Source organism: Pseudomonas cremoricolorata, assembly GCF_000759535.1.
Taxonomy (GTDB): domain Bacteria; phylum Pseudomonadota; class Gammaproteobacteria; order Pseudomonadales; family Pseudomonadaceae; genus Aquipseudomonas; species Aquipseudomonas cremoricolorata_A.
In genome coordinates this window covers 1,074,904-1,089,673 of record NZ_CP009455.1, presented here as the reverse complement: position 1 = coordinate 1,089,673, position 14,770 = coordinate 1,074,904, and the positions used below count along the sequence as shown (strand labels likewise).

General features: G+C 63.9%; 11 protein-coding genes. 5 read left to right on the top strand and 6 right to left on the bottom strand.

Annotated features, from left to right (window positions below; all coding sequences use genetic code 11):
• Positions 1–15: 15 nt before the first annotated feature.
• On the bottom strand, positions 16–735 hold the full coding sequence (locus tag LK03_RS04625) for a response regulator (protein WP_038411283.1): 720 nt from the start codon (positions 733–735) through the stop codon (positions 16–18).
• 158 nt (positions 736–893) lie between these two features.
• Between LK03_RS04625 and LK03_RS04620 the strand changes: the two genes are divergently transcribed.
• Positions 894–3,170: a TonB-dependent siderophore receptor gene (locus LK03_RS04620; RefSeq protein ID WP_167334485.1), complete on the top strand. Its 2,277-nt coding sequence runs from the start codon at positions 894–896 to the stop codon at positions 3,168–3,170.
• A gap of 66 nt (positions 3,171–3,236) precedes the next feature.
• On the opposite strand, the gene LK03_RS04615 is transcribed toward LK03_RS04620, so the two are convergent.
• The gene (locus LK03_RS04615; RefSeq protein ID WP_038411281.1) at positions 3,237–3,875 is read right to left on the bottom strand and encodes a C40 family peptidase; all 639 of its coding nucleotides are present in this window, start codon (positions 3,873–3,875) and stop codon (positions 3,237–3,239) included.
• 167 nt (positions 3,876–4,042) lie between these two features.
• On the opposite strand from LK03_RS04615, the gene LK03_RS04610 reads away from it, so the two are divergent.
• Entirely contained in the window at positions 4,043–4,462 is a 420-nt protein-coding gene (locus LK03_RS04610) for an NINE protein (RefSeq protein WP_038411280.1), read from the top strand.
• 45 nt (positions 4,463–4,507) lie between these two features.
• On the opposite strand, the gene LK03_RS04605 is transcribed toward LK03_RS04610, so the two are convergent.
• From LK03_RS04605 to LK03_RS04595, 3 genes are all read right to left on the bottom strand, one after another.
• Positions 4,508–5,203: an SPOR domain-containing protein gene (locus LK03_RS04605; protein ID WP_038411279.1), complete on the bottom strand. Its 696-nt coding sequence runs from the start codon at positions 5,201–5,203 to the stop codon at positions 4,508–4,510.
• A gap of 1 nt (position 5,204) precedes the next feature.
• Positions 5,205–6,941, bottom strand: a complete 1,737-nt coding sequence (argS, locus tag LK03_RS04600) for an arginine--tRNA ligase (RefSeq protein WP_038411278.1) — start codon at positions 6,939–6,941, stop codon at positions 5,205–5,207.
• Positions 6,942–7,081: 140 nt separating this feature from the next.
• Complete coding sequence (locus LK03_RS04595; RefSeq protein ID WP_038411277.1) at positions 7,082–9,301, bottom strand: primosomal protein N'; 2,220 nt, start codon at positions 9,299–9,301, stop codon at positions 7,082–7,084.
• A 167-nt stretch (positions 9,302–9,468) separates the two neighbouring features.
• On the opposite strand from LK03_RS04595, the gene rpmE reads away from it, so the two are divergent.
• The 3 genes from rpmE (at position 9,469) to LK03_RS04580 (ending at position 11,956) form a co-directional block, all read left to right on the top strand.
• A complete protein-coding gene (rpmE, locus tag LK03_RS04590) occupies positions 9,469–9,684 on the top strand; it encodes a 50S ribosomal protein L31 (RefSeq protein WP_038411276.1) in 216 nt (71 codons plus the stop codon).
• 2 nt (positions 9,685–9,686) lie between these two features.
• Complete coding sequence (locus LK03_RS04585) at positions 9,687–10,508, top strand: thermonuclease family protein (protein WP_038411275.1); 822 nt, start codon at positions 9,687–9,689, stop codon at positions 10,506–10,508.
• 179 nt (positions 10,509–10,687) lie between these two features.
• Entirely contained in the window at positions 10,688–11,956 is a 1,269-nt protein-coding gene (locus LK03_RS04580; protein WP_038411274.1) for a malic enzyme-like NAD(P)-binding protein, read from the top strand.
• Positions 11,957–12,140: 184 nt separating this feature from the next.
• Here LK03_RS04580 and LK03_RS04575 read toward each other — a convergent pair whose 3' ends face one another.
• Entirely contained in the window at positions 12,141–14,594 is a 2,454-nt protein-coding gene (locus LK03_RS04575) for a penicillin-binding protein 1A (protein ID WP_038411273.1), read from the bottom strand.
• Positions 14,595–14,770 lie beyond the last annotated feature (176 nt).

Below are 14,770 nucleotides of genomic sequence, written 5' to 3'. Positions count from 1 at the left end.
CGAGGCAGACGCACGTCAGGCGTCCGCGCCGTGCGGCTCGATGCTCAGCAGGTAGCCTTCGTTGCGGATGGTGAGGATTTGCGCCGCGCCCTCGGGAGCCTTGCGCAGGTGCTGGCGCAGGCGGCTGATGCACATGTCCACCGAGCGGTCGTCAGGCAGGTGGTCGCGGCTGAAGGCGCTGCGGGTGAGGTGGTCGCGTGAGACCACGCGGTTGTTCGCCTCGAGCAGTTCGCGCAGCACCCGGTAGTCGGAGCGTGGCAGGGTCAGGGTGTCACCATCCGGGCAGGTCAGCAGGCGCTTGATATGGTCGAGGCTGAAGCCTGCGAAGCCGTGTACGGCACTGGCCGGCGCTTCGTCGTGTAGCTCCAGGCGCTGCGGGCGGCGCAGCACGGCCTTGATCCGGGCGATTAGCTCGCGGGGTTCGAAGGGCTTGCCGAGGTAGTCGTCGGCGCCTACCTCCAGTCCGATGATACGGTCGAAGGCGCTGCCTTTGGCCGACAGCATGATTACCGCCAGCCCGGCATGGGCCTGCAATTGCCGGCACAGGCTCAGGCCATCTTCGCCGGGCAGCATCAGGTCGAGCACCACCAGGCGCACCGGGTGGCTGGCCAGTTGCTGACGCATCTCATCGCCATTGGCCGCAGCCAGAACCTGATATCCGGCATCGCTGAGGTAGTCGCAAAGCAGTTCGCGGATCTCGTCGTCATCGTCGACGACAAGCAAGGTGATAGCCATCGAGCCCTTACCTGTGTGAAGCGGCGCCCAGGCCGCTCATTACATTCGATTACATGCGCGTACATGCCGCCCATGGAGTGGCGCAGGGCGAACCCTAAAATGCTAACAAAAAAACATCTGCGAATAAGACGCTTTCCCAAATGATCCAGAAGAGCATCATGATCCCTTCTACTTCCCCAGCCCGAGGCGGCTTGCGCCTCACCCCCCTGGCCCTAGCCGTCGCCCTCAGTCTTGGCACCAGCGCCCACGCCGCCGAGGGCGGCGCGCTGGAGCTCGACGCCACCACGATCGAAGACAGCAGCCTGGGTGCCGATGAAACCGGCCAGCTAGGGTACACCGTCGAGAGCACTCGTAGCGCCACCGGGATGAAACTCAGCCCACGTCAGACCCCGCAATCGGTCACCACCATTACCCGTCAGCAGATGCAGGATCGCGATATCCATAGCATCGAGCAGGCGCTGGAGACCGCACCAGGCGTGACCGCCAGCAAGATGGAAGTCGGCGGGCGTACCGAGTTCCGCGCGCGCGGCTACGGCATCAGCAACTGGAAAATCGATGGTCTGCAGTACCCCGGCAGCACCGACTTCAGCGGTGGTGGTGCGGCGCTGAACATGGACATGTACGAGCGCGTCGACATCGTGCGCGGTGCCAACGGCCTGCTCGGCGGCACCGGCGACCCGTCTGCCGCAGTCAACCTGATCCGCAAGGCGCCGACCAAGACCTTTGGCGGCAGCGCCTATGCCACCTACGGCAGCTGGGATAAACGCCGCCTGGGCGCCGACCTCAACGTGCCGCTGTCCGAAGATGGCCGTCTGCGCTCGCGCTTCGTGGTCACCCAGCAGGACGCCAACTCGTTCCGCGACAACCAGTCCGAGCGCTCCCGTGCCGCGCTGGCCAACTTCGCCTTCGACCTCAGCGATGCCACCACCCTCAACGCCGGCTACCAGTACGAATACAGCAAGACCGTCGGCGGCGGCTGGGGCGCCAACATTCCGATCTGGTTCGCCGATGGCAGCAAGACCAACCTGCCGCGCAGCAGCAACCTGGCACCGAGCTGGAGCTTCGGCGAAACCGAGACGCAAACCGTGTTCGCGGGCTTGCAGCACCGCTTCGAGAATGACTGGGAACTGGAACTTAAAGGTTCTCAGAGCTCTATCGATGCCCTGAGCCACCGCGGCCTGGCCAAGGTTAACTCGCTGCGCCGTGGCGTGTATGGGGGCTACTGGGATCAGGATGGCGGCGGGGCGATTCTCAACGGCCTGCACCAGTCCACCGACACCACCCAGCAGTCGGCACAGATCGATTTGTCCGGCCCGTTCCAACTGCTGGGGCGTACCCACCAGGCGATGGTTGGCTATAGCGACAGCCGCACCGTAGCCTGGTCGCCGCAGTACAGCTGCACCATGGTCAGTAACGGGCAAAGCTCGGGCCCAGTGACCGGCTGCCTGTTCCGCGCCAACAACGGCCTGCCGATCAGCAACTGGCACGACGGGGTGGACGACGACCTGAACATGCTGGCCTCCAAGACCGGGCTGCACAGCAAGGTCACCACGCGCCTGCAAGGCATGTACGCCGCGACCCGCCTGAGCATCACCGAACCCCTGTCGGTGATCGTCGGCGCCCGCACCAGCGATTACTCGGCCATCACCCGTGGCGTCGATGGCAGCCGCACCAGCCAACACAACAACGGTGTGGTCACCCCTTACCTGGGCGCCGTCTACGACCTGGACGACAACTACTCGCTGTACGCCAGCTACACCGACATCTTCACTCCGCAGACCCAGCAGACCGTCAGTGGCGGCACGGTCGAGCCGATCCGTGGCCAGAGCTATGAAACCGGTATCAAGGGTGAGTGGTTCGATGGTCGGCTGAATGCTTCGGCGGCGTACTTCCGCACTAAGCAGGACAACAAGGCTGTGCTCGACGGCGACCTCACCACGCCGACCGGCAACTCGGCCTATAAAGCCGGCACTGGCCAGGAAACCGACGGCATCGACCTGGAGCTGGCCGGCGCACTGACCCCGGACTGGAACGTCTACGCCGGCTACACCTACCTGCACTTCCGTCGCGTCGACAGCGATGGCCGGCAAGACCCGTCGCACCTGTTCAAGGCCTCGACCACCTATCGCCTGTCCGGCGCGTTGGATCGCCTGACCCTGGGCGCCGGCGTCACCGCGCAAACCAATATTCGCGCCGTGTCTTCGCCTGCCGGTCAGCCGAGCAATGGCATCAGCACCGGCCCGAGCGATGTGAACTGGTCGGGTTATGCGATCTGGAACGCGCTCGCCAAGTACCAGGTGACCGACGACACCAGCGTCACCCTCAACGCCAACAACCTGTTCGACAAGCACTATTACACCCGCTACGGCTTCTACGCCGGCGCCATCTACGGCGACCCGCGCAGCCTGTCGCTGACGGTGAACACTGCCTTCTGAGGCAACGAAAAACGGCCCGCAGATGCGGGCCGTTTTGTTTTTCCAGTCAATGCAGGGGCGAGTGCCTCAGCGCTTGGCGATCTTTAGGTCTTGCGCATTGAGCGGCTCTTTGGGCAGCACGCGTTTGGCGACCACGTAATGCTGCTGCCAGTACGGTTTTTTCAGGGTGTCGATGCTGACGTTCTTGCCACGCCGTGGCGCGTGGATGAAGCGATCGTTGCCCAGGTAGATGGCCACGTGGTTGACGCGGCGGCTCTTGATGTTGAAGAAGATCAGGTCGCCCGGCTTCAGGTCAGCCTTGGCAACCTTGACGCCGTGGCCGGCGGCCATTGCGCTGGAGGTGCGCGGCAGGTCGACATTGGCGACGTCATTGAAGGCGTACTGCACCAGACCGCTGCAATCGAAGCCTTTTTTCGGGCTGCTGCCGCCCCAACGATAGGGTGTACCGAGCACGTTCACGGCACGGCTGAGCACGGCGTTGCTCTGCTTGGCCGGCGCTGCGGCGGTGGTCAGGGTATGTGCTTTGCGGCTGACCGGAACGGCGCGCAGCACATTGACCTGTTTGACTTGTGGACGCTTGACCGAGGCGCTGTGCACGGTCTGGCCAGTGAAGCCGTTGGGAAGACGTTGCTCACGATTGGTGGCGTGGGCGGCCAGTGGCAATAATAGACAGAGGGTCAGCCATGTCTTGAACAGAGGTGGCATAGATGAAGCTCTTATGAAAGTTGTGTGTTTGGCGCGCAACTTTATAACAGCTTTTTGATCAACTCCTGATCCGTTGGTCGATTGCACGGCTACCGCCCGTCGGCCATCCTGAAAAAAGTCACAACTTTTTTTAGAAAATTTTTCGTATAAGCGGCGAGGTTTACGCAATGAATGGTTATGGACAAAGTCAGCCGTTGCACGACACCCACAGCAAGGTGCTGGGGTATCTGCTGTGGATTTTCGGCTTTACCGGCTCGCACCGGTTCTACTACGGCAAGCCGATCACCGGCACGATCTGGTTCTTCACCCTGGGCCTGCTGGGCATCGGCTGGCTGATCGACCTGTTCCTGATTCCGGCCATGGACCGCGAGGCCGATGCGCGCTTCCAGCCAGGGCGGGTGGACTACAACCTGGCGTGGATTCTGCTGACCTTCCTCGGTGTGTTCGGCCTGCACCGGTTGTACCAAGGCAAGTGGATTTCCGCCCTGATCTACCTGTGCACCGGCGGGCTGTTCCTGCTGGGTGTGCTGTACGACTTCTGGACCCTCAACCGGCAAATCTCCGAGGTCAACGCCAGCCGCCGCTGAGGCAGAAAAAAGGCCTTGTCAGCTGTGCTGGCAAGGCCTTTTTCGTTACTGGCGGGTTTGTCGCTGTTGCAACAGCAGGTTGCTGAAGCCTGCCCCGGCCAGTTGCTTCTGCGCCACGGTCAGCTGTTCGCGGTTGCTGAACGGACCGACCAGCACGCGGTACCAGGTTTCCTCTTTCACCGTGCCCGACTCGACCTTGACCGTCTGCCCGAGCAGGATGATCTGCGCGCGGACCTTGTCGGCGTCAGCCTGCTTGCGGAACGAGCCGGCCTGCAGGAAGAACTGTGTGGTGGCCGCAGGTTTGATCACCGGCGGGGCGGGGGGTGGGGTCTGGCCGAGCAGCGCGGCCTGGGCGCGGGCGGTGTCGATTTTCGCCGCTTCGGCCGGGGTCACTGGGGTGACGGGCTGCGCAGGCACTGGCGGGGTTTTTTCCGGTACCGCTTCAGGCGGCACGATGACTTCCGATTCCGGTAGCAGGGTGTAGAAGTCGTATTTGGGCTTGACCGGCTGCTGCGGCGAGGGCGCGGTCTTGTTGTCCTGTGCGACTTTGCCCGGCGCCTGTTTCTCGGGCTTGGCGCGCTGGATGTCGCCCGACCCCGGTTCAAGCTTCATCAGAAACACCACGAAGGCGCCCACGGTGAGGCCCACGGCCAGCCAGATCCACCCCGGGATCGGCTTCTTGCTGGGGGCTTGCTGGCGGCTGGCGCCGCGCTTGGGGGCAGGTTTTTTCTTGGCGGCCAAGTTACATGCGCTCCAGGGTTTCCAGGCCAAGCAGTTCCAGGCCCTGTTTGAGAGTGCGGCCGGTCAGCGCGGCCAGGCGCAGACGGCTCTGCTGCAGCTCGGGCGTTTCGGCGGCAAGAATCGGGCAGTTCTCGTAGAAGCTGGAGAACAGCCCGGCGATGTCGTAGAGGTAGCTGCACAGCACATGGGGCGTGCCTTTTTCCGCGACGCTGTTCAGCACTTCGCCGAACTGCGCCAGGCGCGCGGCCAGCTCCTGCTCGTGGGCCGCCTGCAGCACGATACTGCCCTCGACCTGTTCGAAGCCTTTGCCCAGCTTGCGGAACACGCTGGCAACCCGGGTGTAGGCATACAGCAGGTAGGGCGCGGTGTTGCCGTCGAAGTTGAGCATCAGCTCGAAGTTGAAGCTGTAGTCGCTGGTGCGGTGCTTGGACAGGTCGGCGTATTTCACCGCACCGATGCCCACCACTTCGCCGATACGGCGCAGTTCCTCTTCACCGAGGCCTGCGTTCTTTTCCTTGACCAGCGTGTAGGCACGTTCCTTGGCTTCGGTGAGCAGGTCGATCAGCTTGACCGTGCCGCCGTCGCGGGTCTTGAACGGTCGGCCATCGGCGCCGTTCATGGTGCCGAAGCCCATGTGCTCCATGCGCATCGGGTGACCGACGAAACCAGCGCGGCGGGCCACTTCGAACACCTGGTTGAAGTGCAGCGCCTGACGCTGGTCGACGAAGTACAGCGCACGGTCGGCCTTGAGCACGTTGCTGCGGTAGCGCACGGCGGCAAGGTCGGTGGTGGCGTACAGGTAACCACCGTCGGCCTTCTGCACGATCACCGGCAACGGGTCGCCTTCGGCATTCTTGAACTCTTCCAGGAACACGCACTGCGCGCCCTGGTTCTCGACCAGCAGGCCGCTGTGCTTGAGGTCGCTGACGACGTTGGCCAGGTCATCGTTGTAGGCGCTTTCGCCCATCACGTCGGCCATGCTCAACTTGACGTTGAGCTGTTCGTAGGTCTTCTGGCAGTGCGACAGCGAGATGTCCTTGAAGCGGGTCCACAGCGCCATGCACTCCGGATCGCCGGCCTGCAGCTTGACCACCAGGCTGCGCGCGCGGGTGGCGAAGGCTTCGGATTCGTCGAAGCGCTTCTTCGCCGCGCGGTAGAAGTTTTCCAGGTCGGACAGCTCGTCGCTGGTGATGGGGTTTTCTTCCAGATAGGCCAGCAGCATGCCGAACTGGGTGCCCCAGTCGCCGACGTGGTTCTGCCGGATCACCTCGTCACCGAGAAACTCCAGAATCCGCGCCACGCTGTCGCCGATGATGGTCGAGCGCAGGTGGCCGACGTGCATTTCCTTGGCCAGGTTCGGCGCCGACAGGTCGACCACTACCTTCTCGGCGGCACCGGCCTTGCGCACGCCGAGGCGTGCATCGGTCAGCGCTGCGTCGAGGCGGTTGGCCAGGGCCGCAGTGTTCTGGAAGAAGTTGAGAAAGCCGGGACCGGCGATTTCCACCTTGCTGATGTCGTCGCTGGCCGGCAGGGCCTGGATGAGTTTTTCCGCCAGGTCGCGTGGCTTCATCCCGGCCGGCTTGGCCAGCATCATGGCGATGTTGCTGGCGAAGTCACCGTGGGTCTTGTCGCGGGCGTTTTCCACCTGGATCGCAGGCGACAGCCCCTCAGGCAGCACACCGTCGGTGACGAGTTGGGTGAGGGCTTGCTGGACCAGCTGGCGAATGGTGTCTTTCATCAGGTTCTCTTTTCGACCGCAAGCGCGGCGGGGCGCTTCGATGCGCTGGTGGAAAAACTGCACATTATCCGTGGCCGGAAGCGGGTTGCCAACCTTTCACGGCCAATGGTCGTGCACACCGCGTCGCCAGCGGGCGTGGCTCAATACAGGTCGACCGGATCGACGTCCAGCGACCAGCGCACCTGTCGGCCGCTAGGCAATTGCTCCAGCTGCACCAGCCAGGCGCTGAGCAGCCGGTGCAGCGCCGCCCGGCCGCTGGCCTGCACCAGCAACTGCGCGCGGAAGCGCCCGGCGCGGCGTTCCATCGGCGCTGGCACCGGGCCCAGCAGCTCGATGCCGGTCTGCGGAAATGCTGCCAGCCAGGCCTCGGCGGCCGAGCACGCCAGGTCGAGAAACGCCTCGGCCTGGCCCGGCTTGTGCGCCTCGGCACGCAACAGCGCCAAGTGCGAGAACGGCGGCAGGCCAGCGCTGCGACGTTCGCTCAGGGCCTGTTCGGCGAAGGCGAAGTAGCCCTGCTCGGTCAACTGCACCAGTAACGGATGCTCGGCCAGGTGGGTCTGGATGATCACCTTGCCTGGCTCTTCGGCACGTCCTGCGCGCCCTGCGACCTGCATGATCAACTGCGCCATGTGTTCACTGGCGCGGAAATCACCGGAAAACAGTCCGCCGTCGGCATTGAGCACGGCCACCAGGGTCACCTTGGGGAAGTGGTGCCCTTTGGCGAGCATCTGCGTGCCCACCAGGATGCTCGGCTGGCCGCGCTGGATGGTGGTGAACAACGTGTGCATGGCGTCCTTGCGCGAGGTACTGTCGCGGTCGACGCGCAGCACCGGGTAATCCGGGAACAGCAGCTTGAGCCGATCCTCGGCGCGCTCGGTGCCGGCACCGATTGGGCGCAGGTCGACGTGGTCGCACTGCGGGCATTGCTGCGGCAGGCGTTCTTCATGGCCGCAGTGGTGGCAGCGCAGCAGACCCGAGCGCTGGTGCACGGTCATCCGCGCGTCGCAGCGCGGGCAGCCCGACAACCAGCCGCAGTCGTGGCACAGCAATGTGGGCGCGAATCCACGGCGGTTGAGGAACACCAGCACCTGCTGGCCGGCTTCCAGGGTCTGGCGGATGGCCTGTTGCAGAGGCCCGCTGATGCCGCTGTCCAGCGGCAGGCTGCGCACGTCCAGGCGCAGCAGTCGTGGCGGCTGCGCGCCGCCAGCCCGTTGGTGCATACGCAACAGGCCGTAACGGCCGGTGTGGGCGTTGTGCAGGCTTTCCAGCGATGGCGTGGCCGAGCCGAGCAGAATCGGAACCTGCTCTTGGTGGGCGCGTACCACTGCCAGGTCGCGGGCGTGGTAACGCAGGCCTTCCTGCTGTTTATAGGAACCGTCGTGTTCCTCGTCGATGATGATCAGCCCAGGGTGCTTCATGGGCGTGAACAGCGCTGAGCGGGTGCCGATGATGATGTCGGCTTCGCCATCGCGGGCCGCCAGCCAGGCGTCCAGGCGCTCGCGGTCACTCAGGCCTGAATGCAGCAGGGCGACGCGCGCGTTGAAGCGCTGCTCGAAGCGCGCCACGGTTTGCGGGCCCAGGTTGATCTCGGGAATCAGGATCAGCGCCTGCTTGCCGGCCTGCAACGCTTCGCGGATCAGTTGCAGGTACACCTCGGTCTTGCCGCTGCCGGTCACCCCCGCCAGCAGAAAGGCGTGAAAGGCACCGAAGCCTGAGCGCACGGCGGCAAACGCGGCCTGTTGCTCATCGTTGAGGGTCAGTTCCGGCTGCGCCAGCCAGTGCTCATGGCGCGGGGCCGGCAGTTGCCGGCGCACTTCCACGCTGACCAGGCCCTTGGCCAGCAGCAGGTCGAGGCTGTCCTTGTTCAGTTGCAGCTTGCTCAGCAGGCTGTGGGCCACGCCGTGGGGGTGCTGGGCCAGGGTCTGCAAGGCTTCGCGCTGGCGTGGGGCGCGGGCGATGCGCGGATCGCTCAGGCTCGCGCCGTCTGCCGCGTGCCAATAGCGCTCCTGACGCGCTTCGGCCAATTCGCCCTGGCGCAGCAGGTTGGGCAAAGCCCAGCTCAGGGTGTCGCCCAGGCTGTGCTGGTAATACTGGGCGGTCCACAGGCACAGCTTGAACAGCGCCGGCGGCAGCGGCGAGACCTCATCGAGCAGGGCACGGGCGGGCTTGAGCTTGTCTTGTGGCACCTCACTGTGGTCGCCGACCTCAACCAGCACGCCGATCATCTCGCGCCGGCCGAATGGCACGCGCACGCGCATGCCCGGCGTCAGCGTACGGCCTGCCACGCCCGCCGGTGCGCGGTAATCGAACAGGCGGCGCAGAGGCGAGGGCAAGGCGAGGCGCAGGATGACGTCGGACACGCGGGAGGTCTCTGGGGGGTGTTTCAGAATGCGACGAGCGTAGCAGACGACGGTCGGTGCAAGCGACAACTTGCGCTGGGTGCGCGCTCTGGTATTATTCGCCGCCTAATTACGTGCGGTATTCAACAATGGTGTTGGGTGGCGGCACGCAGCTCGAGGAAATGACGATGAAAGACAATATCCATCCGAATTACGAAGCAGTTGCAGTCACCTGCAGCTGTGGCGCTCAGTTCGAAACCCGTTCGACCCTGGCCAAGCCGCTGTCGATCGACGTGTGCTCGCAGTGCCACCCGTTCTACACCGGTAAGCAAAAGGTTCTGGACACCGGTGGTCGCGTACAGAAGTTCGCAGATCGCTTCGGCATGTTCGGTGCCAAGAAGTAAGACTGCGCATGGCGAATTCTTCGGAGTTCGTACAGTTGCAAAAAAAGGCGTCCCTGGTGGGCGCCTTTTTTATGGGCATCTTTTGGCACCTATCCGCCGCGGCGCTGTGTCCCTTGCCGCTGCCCAAGGCGACGGTGGCGGTCGCTCAGGTACTCGATGGTGACACCCTGCGCCTGAGCAATGGTCGCAGCGTGCGGCTGATCGGCATCAACGCCCCGGAAGTCGGCCGCGGCAAGCGCGCCAGCGAACCCTACGCCATTGCCGCGCGGCAGCGCTTGCAGGCGCTGGTCGAGGCCAGTGGCGGGCGTATCCATCTCGTCCGTGGGGCCGAGTCGAACGACCGCTATGGCCGCATCCTCGCCTATGCCTACGCGCGAACGGGCGACAATCTGGCCGCACAACTGCTGCGTGAGGGGCTGGGCTACCACAGCGCAATCGCCCCTAACATCCGCCTGGCGACCTGCCAGGGCGAGGCCGAGCAGGCTGCACGTGCGGCCCGTCTCGGGCTCTGGCAGGCGCAGCCGGTGCAGCGCGCGCGTACGCTGAAACGCGCCGGTTTCGCCGTGGCCAGCGGCCAGGTCACGCGTGTGCAGCGGCGCAAGGATGCGCTGTTGCTGGATGTCGATGGCGTGCTGCGGGTACGCCTTCCCGCTCGTCTGCTTCGCGGTTATCCGGCGGCATTCGCCGATACCCTCAAAGGGCGATCCGTGGAAGTGCGGGGCTGGATCGTCAGCCGTTCAGGCGTGCGTGCCGGCACGGTACGCTCACCGCGCTGGTACCTGCAGTTGAGCCATCCGAGCATGTTCAAGGCGCTGACCCGATAGAAATTTGTAGACACTATAAGCGCTGATTGTACACACTGGCTTTTCCATGCCTCCGCAGGTCCTAGCGCAAAGTCGTAGAGCAAAGGCCTTGACAGTTGTGACCGGGCAGTCTTGTCGCTCCACGGCACATTGCGTATCCTCGGCGGCCCGTCAGAACAGTAAAAAGCGGAATGCCTACCATGTCAGATCTCAAAACTGCCGCTCTCGACTACCACGCTCAGCCTCGTCCGGGGAAACTGAGCGTCGAGCTCACCAAGCCTACCGCCACCGCGCGCGACCTGGCCCTGGCCTACAGCCCGGGCGTCGCTGAGCCGGTGCGTGAAATCGGCCGTGACCCAGAGCTGGCTTACAAGTACACCGGCAAGGGCAACCTGGTCGCAGTGATTTCCGACGGCACCGCCATTCTCGGCCTGGGTGACCTCGGCCCACTGGCGTCCAAGCCGGTCATGGAAGGCAAAGGCGTTCTGTTCAAGCGCTTCGCCGGTATCGATGTGTTCGACATCGAAGTCGAGTCGGAAAGCCCGCAGGCCTTCATCGACACCGTGCGTCGCATTTCCATCACCTTCGGTGGCATCAACCTCGAAGACATCAAGGCCCCTGAGTGCTTCGAGATCGAGCGTACGCTGATCGAGCAGTGCGACATCCCGGTGTTCCACGATGACCAGCACGGCACCGCCATCGTCACCGCGGCCGGCATGATCAACGCCCTGGAAATCGCCGGCAAGACCCTGCCTGAAGCGCAGATCGTCTGCCTCGGCGCTGGCGCTGCGGCCATTTCCTGCATGAAGCTGCTGGTGAGCATGGGTGCCAAGGTCGAAAACATCTACATGATCGACCGTAACGGCGTAATCCACGCTGGCCGTGATGACCTCAACCAGTACAAGGCGCAGTTCGCCCACGCCACCGACAAGCGCACCCTGGCCGACGCCCTCAACGGTGCCGACGTGTTCGTTGGCCTGTCCGGCCCGAACCTGCTCAGCGCCGAAGGCCTGAAGTCGATGGCGGCGAATCCGATCGTCTTCGCTTGCTCCAACCCGGACCCGGAAATCAGCCCAGAGCTGGCGCACGCTACCCGCGATGACGTCATCATGGCGACCGGTCGTTCCGACTACCCGAACCAGGTCAACAACGTGCTGGGCTTCCCCTTCATCTTCCGTGGTGCCCTGGACGTTCGCGCCAAGCGCATCAACGAAGAAATGAAAATCGCCGCCGCCATCGCCCTGAAAGACCTGGCCAAGCAGCCAGTGCCCAAGGAAGTCTGCGATGCCTACGGCGTTCAGGCCCTGGAGTTTGGTCGTGAGTACATCATTCCCAAGCCGATGGACCCACGCCTGATCACCCTGGTCTCCGATGCCGTGGCCAAGGCCGCCATCGAGTCCGGCGTCGCCACCCTGCCGTATCCGAAGCACTACCCGCTCAAGGGCGTGGATGACGTCTTCAACGGCTAAGCGGCCTTGCATAAAAAAACCCGCTCCTGGTGAGCGGGTTTTTTTATGCAAGGCAGTTGCTAGTTACAAGCCGCAAGCTGCAAGTTGAACCGAGTTCTTTGACCGATCGCGTCAGGCCGCCCCACGCAATCCATCTTGCCGCTTGCCGCTTGCCGCTTGCCGCTTGAAGCTTAGAGCTTGCCGCTCAGAACAGGTCCATGGGCGCCGACTCGTCGGCCGGCAGTGGGCTGCCTGGCGCCGCACCGTTACCCAGCTCATCACCATTGGGCGGTGAGTCTTCGGCCTTGAACAGTTCGAAGTAGGCATTGGGCGTGCTCGGCGTTGCCGCGCGGCCACTGATCGGATCGACGCGCAGGCTGAGAATGCCCTGAGGCTCGGCGGGTGGGTGGCTGGGCTTGTCCTTCAGCGCAGCGCCCATGTAGTTCATCCAGATCGGCAGCGCCGCAGTACCGCCATATTCACGGCGACCGAGGCTTTCCGGCTGATCGAAACCGACCCACACGGTGGTCATGAAATCAGCGTTGTAGCCGGAGAACCAAGCGTCCTTGGACTCGTTGGTGGTGCCGGTCTTGCCTGCCAGGTCATTACGGCCCAAAGCCAGCGCCCGGCGTCCGGTGCCGCGCTTGATCACGTCCTGCAACATGCTGGTGAGGATGTAGGTGGTGCGGCCGTCGACGATGCGCTCGGCCACCGCCGGTGGCTGCGTGGTAGCGAAGGCCTGGTCGATGGCATTCGGCGCTTCGCCCGGCAAGCTGCCGGTGCTGATCGGCTGTTCCGGTGCGGCGATGCCCGCCTGATCCTCGGCACCTTGCGGCACACGCGGCGGGTTGGCGGTGAACAGCGTCTCGCCACTGCGGCTTTCGATGCGCTCGATCAGGTACGGGCTGATCTTGTAGCCGCCGTTGGCGAAGGTGCTCCAGCCTGCGGCGATTTCCATCGGTGTCAGGGTCGCGGTGCCCAGGGCCAGCGACAGGTTGTAGGGCAGGTCCTGCTTGTTGAAGCCGAAGCGGGCGATGTAGTCGACCGTGCGGCCTACACCCATGGCTTGCAGCAAGCGGATCGACACCAGGTTGCGCGACTTGTACAGCGCTTCGCGCATGCGGATCGGGCCGAGGAAGGTATTGGTGTCGTTCTTCGGACGCCAGACCTTGTCGACGTTGGGGTCGGCGAACACGATCGGCGCATCGTTGACCAGGCTGGCGGCGGTGTAGCCACTGTCCAGGGCCGCGCTGTAGACGAATGGCTTGAAGCTCGAACCGGGCTGACGCTTGGCCTGGGTGGCACGGTTGTAGTTGCTCTGCTCGAACGAGAAGCCGCCAACCAGTGCGCGGATCGCGCCGCTGGTGGGGTCGAGCGACACCAGGGCGCTCTGCGCAGCAGGTACCTGGCTGAATTTCAAGGTGCCGTCGGCCAGGCGCTGGACCCGCACCAGATCGCCCACCTGGGCGACGTCAGCCGGCGACTGCGGCGCACGGCCCTGGGCGTTGGTATTGATGAACGGACGCGCCCACTTCATCGAGTCCCAGGCAATCTGCTGATCCTGGCCGCTGCGGGTCAGCACGCTGATGCCGGTCTTCTCGACCTGGGTGACGATGGCCGGCTCCAGGCCGCCGAGGGTGCGCTGTTTGCTCAGCTCGGCCAGCCATTCGCTGCGGCTCTTGCCGGGGAAGCGCGCCAGCGGGCCGCGATAGCCATGGCGCTCGTCGTACTCGCTGAGGCCTTTGAGCACCGCGGAATTGGCCATTTCCTGGAGGTCGCTGGGCACGCTGGTGGTGACGCGGAAGCCTTCGGTGTAGGCATCGCTGCCGTAGCGCCCGACCATCTCGGCGCGGGCCATCTCTGCCACGTAGGGCGCGTACACCTCAGGGGTCGGCACGTGATAGCTGGCATTGAGCGGCTCGGCCAGAGCGTTCTGGTAGCTGGCCTGGTCGATCTTGCCGAGGCGATACATGCGCCCCAGGATCCAGTCACGACGCTCTTTGGCGCGCACCGGGTTGGCCAGCGGGTTGAAGCGCGAGGGCGCCTTGGGCAGGCCGGCGATCATGGCCATTTGCGCCAGGCTGACGTCACGGATCGATTTGCCGTAGTACACCTGCGCGGCGGCATCGATGCCGTAGGCGCGGTTGCCCAGGTAGATCTTGTTGACGTACAGCTCGAGGATTTCGTCCTTGGTCAGCTCGCGTTCGATTTGCAGCGCCAGGAGAATTTCGTTGGTCTTGCGCGAGAAACTGCGCTCGCTGGTGAGGAAGAAGTTCTTCGCCACCTGCATGGTGATGGTGCTGCCGCCGGTCTGGATGTGGCCGGTCTTCACCAACTGCGTGGCAGCGCGCATCAGGCTGCCCGGGTCGACACCGTAGTGATTGAGGAAATTGTCATCCTCGGCTGACAGAAGCGCCTGGATGAACTGTGGGGGAATTTCCTCGAAACGGATGGGAGAGCGCCGCATCTCGCCGAATTCAGCGATCAGCTTGCCGTCGCTGCTATACACCCTCAGGGGTATCTGCAACTGGATGCTTCTGAGCGACTCGACCGACGGGAGGTTGGGACTAAGATACAGAAACGCGCCGCTCAGACCGAGTACGAGCGAGCAGATGACTGCAACGAAAGACCACCAGCAGAATTTCAACAGGCGTATCAAGGCTTTTGGGTGTCCAGGTTGGAAAGTGGATTGCACGCGTCCGGGGACTGGGAAAAATCGCCGGCATTATAAGCACTTTTCGCTTGACTGGGTGACCGCCCAGGCAGTCTGCCGACCGCCAGCGAAGGGTTCGATCGACCTCCGCAGCCGGGGTATCGCCACCCGCAAAAAAGGAA

What these genes read in the sequence shown, in the direction of transcription:
- argS (WP_038411278.1), bottom strand. Translation starts at nt 6,941, where the DNA reads ATGAAAGACACCATTCGCCAGCTGGTCCAGCAAGCCCTCACCCAACTC.
- LK03_RS04615 (WP_038411281.1), bottom strand. Translation starts at nt 3,875, where the DNA reads ATGCCACCTCTGTTCAAGACATGGCTGACCCTCTGTCTATTATTGCCA.
- LK03_RS04625 (WP_038411283.1), bottom strand. Translation starts at nt 735, where the DNA reads ATGGCTATCACCTTGCTTGTCGTCGACGATGACGACGAGATCCGCGAA.
- LK03_RS04580 (WP_038411274.1), top strand. Translation starts at nt 10,688, where the DNA reads ATGTCAGATCTCAAAACTGCCGCTCTCGACTACCACGCTCAGCCTCGT.
- LK03_RS04610 (WP_038411280.1), top strand. Translation starts at nt 4,043, where the DNA reads ATGAATGGTTATGGACAAAGTCAGCCGTTGCACGACACCCACAGCAAG.
- rpmE (WP_038411276.1), top strand. Translation starts at nt 9,469, where the DNA reads ATGAAAGACAATATCCATCCGAATTACGAAGCAGTTGCAGTCACCTGC.
- LK03_RS04620 (WP_167334485.1), top strand. Translation starts at nt 894, where the DNA reads ATGATCCCTTCTACTTCCCCAGCCCGAGGCGGCTTGCGCCTCACCCCC.